Below are 7,613 nucleotides of genomic sequence, written 5' to 3'. Positions count from 1 at the left end.
AGTAACAGACCCAACTAGCTTAATTTGCCCAAAAATTAATCAAAATTTAATCAAAATATAATAATGATAAAAAAAATGTGGTTATTTCCAAATGTTAATAATGTCACCAGAACTTAATATAAAAACCCGTTCGCATTATCCAAATTAAAACAACTCATTAACACTCACCTTATCAGAGGTGAACTTATAACATAAAAATGAGCCAATCACGAAAAGATATTGATCTATATAGATAAAAATGGACACATTATTCAGCCTAGCAATACCAGTAAAACGATTGCCAACGACCATTGATAATTAAAACAAATAACACACTAATACGGTATTATAACACCGTGTAATATAAGACCGAACATTATATCAATAACTTTCCGCTATATGCAGAAATAGAATAAAATCTGTTAGCTATACCTATGCGATATGATGCAATGGTGACAATCAATATATTGTAACTATCTGAACATGACGACTTGAAAACAAAATGTTACGTGCAAGTAATAAAGGGTAAGGAATATTTCAGATTAGATTGTGCTATTTACGAGAGAGACTTATCATACGCCATTGACCTCAAGGTGCTTGCTCAGCGTCAGATAATCTTGAAAGGGATGCCATTGTGAATCCTGAACCTTGAGATCACTTCGGTATGCAGGCAGTTATTTTCGATGAGACCTTTATGAAAACAGTTATCACACGGCTTGTAAAACAAGCTCAAGCCAGCTTTGATTGGAAAGCCTTTAAACACATAGAGGGAGAGACACTTGATCAACTTATCTCGCAACTTAAACCGCTGTTTATCGATCCTCTATTTAGCTATTCATTAGAAAAACGACCGGTAAACTCTGTCAATGATCTGCCTGAAGCCTTTATCATTTCCGATAATAATCCTTCGTTTGTGCAGCGTGTGGGTACCAACTTAGTCAATGACAGACATGAACAGATCGAGATGACAGATGTCATCGGTAAAGAAGTTGTATTTATTGAGGCATACCCTAAAAGCCTGAAAACCCGTGAATTTGTCGAAGTTATCTACCAACTCTTTCCTAAGATTAACTTTTTCCTTTTAGCGGCGGTTCCATTTGTTCTGATTCCTGCCTTTTACAGCAACTTATTCAACACACGACTCATTTTTAACTCCCAAGCTTCCACGCTTGTCTTTGTTACTCTGGCTTTTTTAATTTTATGGGGGTGCGAGTACGCCCTGAAACACATGATAAAGCATGTCCATTTAAGAAAAATCGACAAAAATGCCATCAAAATAGAGCGTTACTTACTCGCCCTGATGCCGGGCTTTAAACAGAAAGATAGCTTAACCAAAATGCGCATGGTGGAATCCAATAGAAAAGTTATCTGGGATAACCTGCCCAGCATAATCATGGACGCCTCCATATTTCTATTGGTGATCTCTCTTCTCTTCTTGTTTATTGGCAGCTACGCCCTTGGATTATTTGCCTTTTATCTAGTTGTCATTGCCGCTGCAACCTACATGCGTTATCGAAATTACAAGGTGTTTATTGAACTTGAATCGGCTCAACAAGATCTACTCAATGAACGTATTTCTTACTACCGAAACAACAAGCAGTTAAGGTTTTTGAACAATCAATCTATGCTCAATAACTTTGAGAACTCATGTAAGAAATCATTTGATAGTGACCATAAGTTAGCCAGTTTTAACTTTAACTGGGAAGAGTTTGTTCGCGTTAGTTCATTTGTTGCCAGTTTCATGCTGTTTATCGTGCTGTTTTACACCTCCAAAGTCGACACCAGCGTATTTAACGTCCTATTTGCTTTGCTAATATTGAATGGTCGAGCGGCCTCAAGTGTGATCAGCTTTGTGACCAAGAGCTTCTTTGTTCTGATCTCAACCTACCACCTAAAACTCGCTGTTGGAGAGTTGTTGGACAACCTTGAACCTAAGCTTGTTCAAAAAGGTCTGCATATTGAAAACATAACCAATGTTAGCTTAAAAAACGTCGACATCACCGCCGAACAGTCTCCGCTGCTGAATAATATTAATTTGCAGCTAACCAAAGGAAATACCTACGGGTTTTATGGCCCTATCGGGTGTGGAAAATCAACATTGATGGCAGCCATTGTTCAGTCTCATACCGAATATAGCGGTACTATTCTGTACAATGACTTCTATAATAGCGCCGATATTGATCCTAACGTATTTGCCAAACAAGTCGTCTTTATCGACCCTAACTCTGAGTTTATTCGCGGCAGTGTCTATGCCAATTTTTATATGCGTGGTGTCACCGACGTGAACAAAATCACCAAGATATGCAGCTTGATTTTTACCCATGCGCCTATCGATTATGAATTTGTTTTCCAGAGAGATATTAGCCAGATCGCCATGTCGACAGGGCAAAAACGCAAACTGCTCATTTTGATGAGCATCGATCCTAGTAAACAGATAATTATTCTTGATGAAGCTCTGTCTAACCTGTCAACCGCGGATGTTAGCGCTCTGCTTCAGTATATTAAGCAAGAAGCGCCTGACGCGATATTACTGGTTGTTTCTCACGATAAAGTGACCCTAAATCAGCTGCCCAACCTCTATGAAATTAAAGAACAGCAGCTGGTACAGACTAAGAACTCTATTATTAAAATTCCATCCTAATTGGATCATGCATACTCAAGTTCCCGCCACCAGCCAGACTGGTGGCGGGCATTTCAGCAGCTAAGTCATTACGAAACGAGGTCATTGTTAAACTAAAAAGAGTTAGCGACCGTTTTTACCCAAAGCGTTGGCTTGCGCTAACTTGATCTTAAATCCTTCCTTATCAATATCTCCCATAATACGGGCAGACTCCATCTCACCAGTTGACGAATAAAAGAAGATAGCAGGAGGGCCATAAACGTTCTTGTTGTTTAACCATGCCATCTGCTCTGAAGTACTGTCAGTGACATCGAGCTTAATCTTTTTCCACCCATTCAGTTGTTGCCGTATTTGCTCATCAGCAAACACATTCTTTTCTATCACTTTGCAAGAGACACACCAGTCAGCATACAAATCAATGAGCACCTTATCGCCACTGCTTGACGCATCATTAATGGTAGCTTCCAATTCATCAATGGAGGATAGTTTTATGAAACGGTTAGCCAATGAAGGTTTAGAGACAGAGCTACTTACCGAACTGTTCTTTTGCAGCGGGTCAAAAGGGTCGCTACCGCCATTTACTAAGCCCACCAACATGATTAACCCATAGAACAATGGCAACAGGGCAACGAGTTTTCGGGTTCTAGGCCAACCCGGATTGGCCGACTCCAATGCGCCAAAATGTATCCCGGTTCCAATGGCGAGCAGTGCCCACAGCGCCATAGTATAAGACGCATCAATAAAGCGACTTAACAGCACAATTGAGACCGCCAGTAATAGCACACCAAATATCTGTTTCACCGACACCATCCATGCACCGCTGCGTAACAGAAGTCGACCGCCACTTGCACCAATGGCGATCAAGGGTACGCCCATACCAAGCGCCATAACAAACAGTGTTGCGCCACCAAATAGCCAGTCTTGAGTCGTTGAAACATAGAGCAAAGTCCCCGCTAAAGGAGCGCTAACACATGGAGAAACAACAAGAGCAGAGATGGCGCCCATAGCAAAAACGCTGGCCATTTTTCCACCGCCGAGCTTGTCTGAACCTTGATTCAGCCTCTGCTGTAGTGCCGCCGGTAGCTGAAGTTCGTAGAATCCGAACATCGCTAAGGCGAGCAAAACAAAAAGAGCAGCAAAAATACTAAGTAACCAAGGTTGCTGCATTGCGGCTTGCAAGTTAACGCCTTTTGCTAGTGTTGTAACCAAGATACCTGTTATCGCATAGCTGGTGGCCATGCCAAAAACATACGCGCTAGAAAGTGCTGCCCCCTTTCTGCCCGTCATCGCTTCTTGGCCGCCAATGATGCTGGCTAAAATAGGAATCATAGGCAGAACACAGGGTGTCAAAGATAAACCGAGACCAAGCAAGAAAAACACTAGCAGTGCTTTAGGCTTGCCCGCAGAGGATAAGAATGATGAAAGAGTAGAGGTATCTGTACTAAGTGCTGCGAAATCGAAGTAGCTTTCATTCTGTGATTCCGTTTTAGGCGCTAAACTTGGCGGTAGTTGAATGGTCTGCTTCTGAGGCAGATAACACAACCCTTTGTCCGCACATCCTTGGTACCTGACAGTCAGTGTCCCTTCCCCCGTATAAGGCAGCGTAATTTCCAACGGTTGGTGGAACACCACCACATTGCCCATATATGGATCTTGTTTTTCTTCCCCTGCTAATGAATAGCTGGGTTGAGAAATGGACAGAGCTTCATCTCCTTTAAAAGAGAAACGGGATTTATAAAGGTAATAGCCTTGTTGGGTATCAAATGTTACCAACACCGCGCCCTGTTCATTGAGCTGCCATGAAAAAGGAAAAGCCTGTTCCACAGGTAAAAAATCACTCTCTTCTGCAAAGGAAAAAGCAGAGACGAAAACAAATAATAGAGTTATGAAGTAACGCTTCATCGCAATAGAAACTCCGTGTCTTGATGAATAGTCAGCTGGTCATCGATAAAAATAGCGGCGACATTTTCTGGTATGGTTAGGGCCGGCTTTACCGTAAGTGAGGTACTTAGCGCCCCTGCTTCCAACACGGTCTTTGCCACGACCGTAACAGATAGTATTTTTTTCTCGGTTTCTGTTGCTGACAAAATATGAGATGTGTTTTTATCTGCAAACTGAAAACGACGCTGATAATGCGCAGAGGTCGTCAGCGCAGCATCTTCAACCGGAAGAGCAAAATAAGGCTCTGTACTCTGCTTCGGGTTAAGCACTGCTACATTATATGGTGCACCATCCGGTTTTTTACCCAATGCAAAAATATCGCCGCCAAAATTGACCAACATAGACGTTATGCCATAGGACTTAGCAATCGCAACCGCTTGATCAACTGCATACTCTTTAATTACACCGCCTAAATCGAACTTTGTCTCTGGATGTTCAATGATCAGCCTGTTCTCTTCCAGCGTCCAACTCTGCTTACCCATCGCCCATTTTAAACGCTGAAATGCCTCTCGGTGAGAGAGCTTGGGCTCTCGCTGCAACAGGGCTTTTACGCTACCAACCGTCGTGTCGAATACATCATCAGACAAGGTTGCTAGAGTCTCTAGATGCTGAAAGATCACCAAGGACTCATCATCTAATATCACCACGGAGCTGTTACGCTGATTCACCTTTTGACTCAACCAAGAGCTGTCTGAATAAAAGTTATATCGGCTCTCCAACCGTCGAGTATTAAAGATAATATCGTCTACGATACTCCCCACAGGCACACTCAGTTTTGTCGGTGTAAACAGCTGAATCTCACATGGCACCGTCATAGCCTGAAAGCGATGAACGAAGGGCTCATTAGAACGCATAGGTCGCTCCTATTGCCCACCACTGTGCTTTAAATCCGTTACTCTGTTGATAATATGCCCCAAGAATATTCAGTCGTAGCTGTTTGATAACTTTGTAACTTGCGCCTATCTCGTAGGAGTTTGCAGTAAAGTCACCCAAACGAAGGTCTGACGTTGCGTATCCCGTTGCCGCAAACGACGGGTTTGAGCTCTCAGGATCCCTATAAAAATCGGCCCCTTGTTGTTTGTACCAGAAATAACCCGGCGCTATCGTGAACTTCTCATTGAGCTGCCAAGACATTTTTCCGCCAATTTGATGAGAACTAACCCCCCAGTCATCTTGGAACCATTTGTACCTTGGCCTAACGACCACATCGTCATTAACCGAATAAAAGGCCTGAACGTTAATGCCACCTGACAAGCGAGTATCCGGTCGGGAATCTTGGCCAAGGAAGACTTCATCATTGTCAATTTGGTTATTATCATTAACATCAATTTCACGAAGAACGGTTAAATAGTGATTACTTAGATACCCTTTTCGATAGCCAGTGTAACCGGTAAAAACGGCATAGAGAGCAGGAGTAAATGTTTGTGATAGCCCAGCTTCAATGCTACCGGTAAAAATGTCTTTCCATTGCTGACTATTGGTAAAATTAGCGTATCGAGTAAAAGCTAAAGTCTGGTCGAATAGCGCGGAGCCACCCAAGCTGTAAGAGCGGTTTTTTGACCGATCAGCATAGACCAGCCCCTTGCCATTAATACCAAGACTCTCGTAGTCATCTTCTTTTGAAATATTGCCACCCAAGGTCCACTCATTTCGCTTTTTGTCACGATAAGTGGCACTTAAACCAACAGACTTACGGGTATCTTCTAAACTGTATTTTTGAACTTTGTAACCGCTTCTGTGTGGATCGTAACCTGACCGAATAACCTGATCTGTTTTGCTCTGTGCAAGTTCTGTTTTTTGTGCTCTCGCCAACGCATCAGCCGGACCAGAGATTGGTGTGGTAGGCCCCCAAGAAGGAGACGCACCGGATACGGTGTCGTAGCCTAGCTCGGCATTCAAAGTCCAGTCCAGCCCAATGCTTTTTTCAATAGAAATGACCGAATCATTTGCCGAGACTTTATCGTCATACTCTTTGTAGCTAAGAAAATGCTGCGAAATATGATCTTCTGCCATGGCACTGTTCGCCATAGCGGCTGCACCTAGCAGCGTAATTGGTAGTTTTTTCATTTTAATTCTTACTATCTATAAAAGTCTGTAGACTCTAGTTACAACCGCAACCGCCGCCGCCGACACCACTGCCACCTACGGAGCCTTGCTTATAGGCAAATACTTTTTCTGAGAACAGGTCAAACTCAGGAATAAGGCCACCGGGCTTCATCTCTTTTTTGGCCAGCGTGCCCTTTTCCCATGGTTTCACCTGTTCAATACCCAAGGCCTCATCAACAAAAGCTAAAGCGGAAGGACTCTCCTCTTCTGGCTCAATCACGGTATCTTTATCTAGCTGAAACTGCTCACTACGTGGTTTAACCAACTCAATATTTCGGCGCACACCTAAGTCAGAGCCGGCACTGCTGTACACCTTGCTAGAGATAACTTCTTCTTCAAAATTGCCGTTTTGTGAAACGACGACTTGCGTCTTCTGACTCTTGTTACCCAAGCCACTTAAATCGATTTTTACTGAAGAGTGGGCAAAGCTTGAGAAAACCAGCGCACTCAAGATTAGCGTTCGATTAGCCATCACAATTGCACTCCCATTGCGGTCAAATCGCCAATGATGACGTCGCGGATATGGTTAATAGCACCAAAACGTATTTTGAGTACCTGACCTTGGTAGATGTAATACAGAGCAGGCATTCCAATGGGTTTAAACTCGGCGATAAGTTCTTGATTAGGGTCGTTAACAACAGGGAATGTTAGCCCTAGCTGTTTCTGAAACTGCAATCCAACCTCAACACTCTCATCCACATCGACACCTTTAATTGAGACGCCTGTCCCTTCTAGCTCATGAGCTAACTGGTTAACCTCGGGTAACTCCTCTTTGCAGGAGACACACCATTCAGCAAAAAAGTCGACAATGGTTAATTCACTAGAGTCTATATTGAGTCTAATGAGCACTTCTTTTGAAAGTGTGTCACCTTCTTGATAGGCCGATACCGGCAAAGAAATAGATAAGATTAAAAGAGCAAAAATCCTTTGAAACATACTGTTCTCCATTATTTATTATTAGGATTAT

6 protein-coding genes are annotated in these 7,613 nt (G+C 42.8%); 1 reads left to right on the top strand and 5 read right to left on the bottom strand.

Annotated features, from left to right (window positions below; translation table 11 throughout):
- The first annotated feature begins 673 nt into the window (after nt 1-673).
- A complete protein-coding gene (locus F0227_RS14540) occupies nt 674-2,620 on the top strand; it encodes an ATP-binding cassette domain-containing protein (RefSeq protein ID WP_171753945.1) in 1,947 nt (648 codons plus the stop codon).
- A gap of 102 nt (nt 2,621-2,722) precedes the next feature.
- Here F0227_RS14540 and dsbD read toward each other — a convergent pair whose 3' ends face one another.
- The 5 genes from dsbD to F0227_RS14515 are packed head-to-tail and all read right to left on the bottom strand — an operon-like array spanning nt 2,723 to nt 7,582.
- The gene (dsbD, locus tag F0227_RS14535) at nt 2,723-4,501 is read right to left on the bottom strand and encodes a protein-disulfide reductase DsbD (protein ID WP_171753944.1); all 1,779 of its coding nucleotides are present in this window, start codon (nt 4,499-4,501) and stop codon (nt 2,723-2,725) included.
- Nucleotides 4,498-5,394, bottom strand: coding sequence for an FAD:protein FMN transferase (locus F0227_RS14530; RefSeq protein ID WP_171753943.1), 897 nt, complete (start codon nt 5,392-5,394; stop codon nt 4,498-4,500). Before F0227_RS14530 ends, dsbD begins: the two co-directional genes overlap by 4 nt.
- The gene (locus tag F0227_RS14525) at nt 5,384-6,607 is read right to left on the bottom strand and encodes a DUF3570 domain-containing protein (RefSeq protein WP_171753942.1); all 1,224 of its coding nucleotides are present in this window, start codon (nt 6,605-6,607) and stop codon (nt 5,384-5,386) included. The genes F0227_RS14530 and F0227_RS14525 overlap by 11 nt, the downstream gene beginning before the upstream one ends.
- A 34-nt stretch (nt 6,608-6,641) precedes the next feature.
- Nucleotides 6,642-7,118 (bottom strand): DUF4266 domain-containing protein, encoded by a 477-nt coding sequence (locus tag F0227_RS14520; protein WP_171753959.1) that lies wholly within the window; start codon nt 7,116-7,118, stop codon nt 6,642-6,644.
- Nucleotides 7,118-7,582 carry a TlpA disulfide reductase family protein gene (locus tag F0227_RS14515; protein ID WP_171753941.1) on the bottom strand — a complete coding sequence of 155 codons (465 nt, stop codon included), beginning with the start codon at nt 7,580-7,582 and terminating at the stop codon, nt 7,118-7,120. The genes F0227_RS14520 and F0227_RS14515 overlap by 1 nt, the downstream gene beginning before the upstream one ends.
- Nucleotides 7,583-7,613: the final 31 nt, after the last annotated feature.

Source organism: Vibrio sp. 99-8-1 (assembly GCF_013114595.1).
Classification (GTDB): Bacteria; Pseudomonadota; Gammaproteobacteria; order Enterobacterales; family Vibrionaceae; genus Vibrio.
This window is presented reverse-complemented; position numbering and strand designations above follow the sequence as displayed.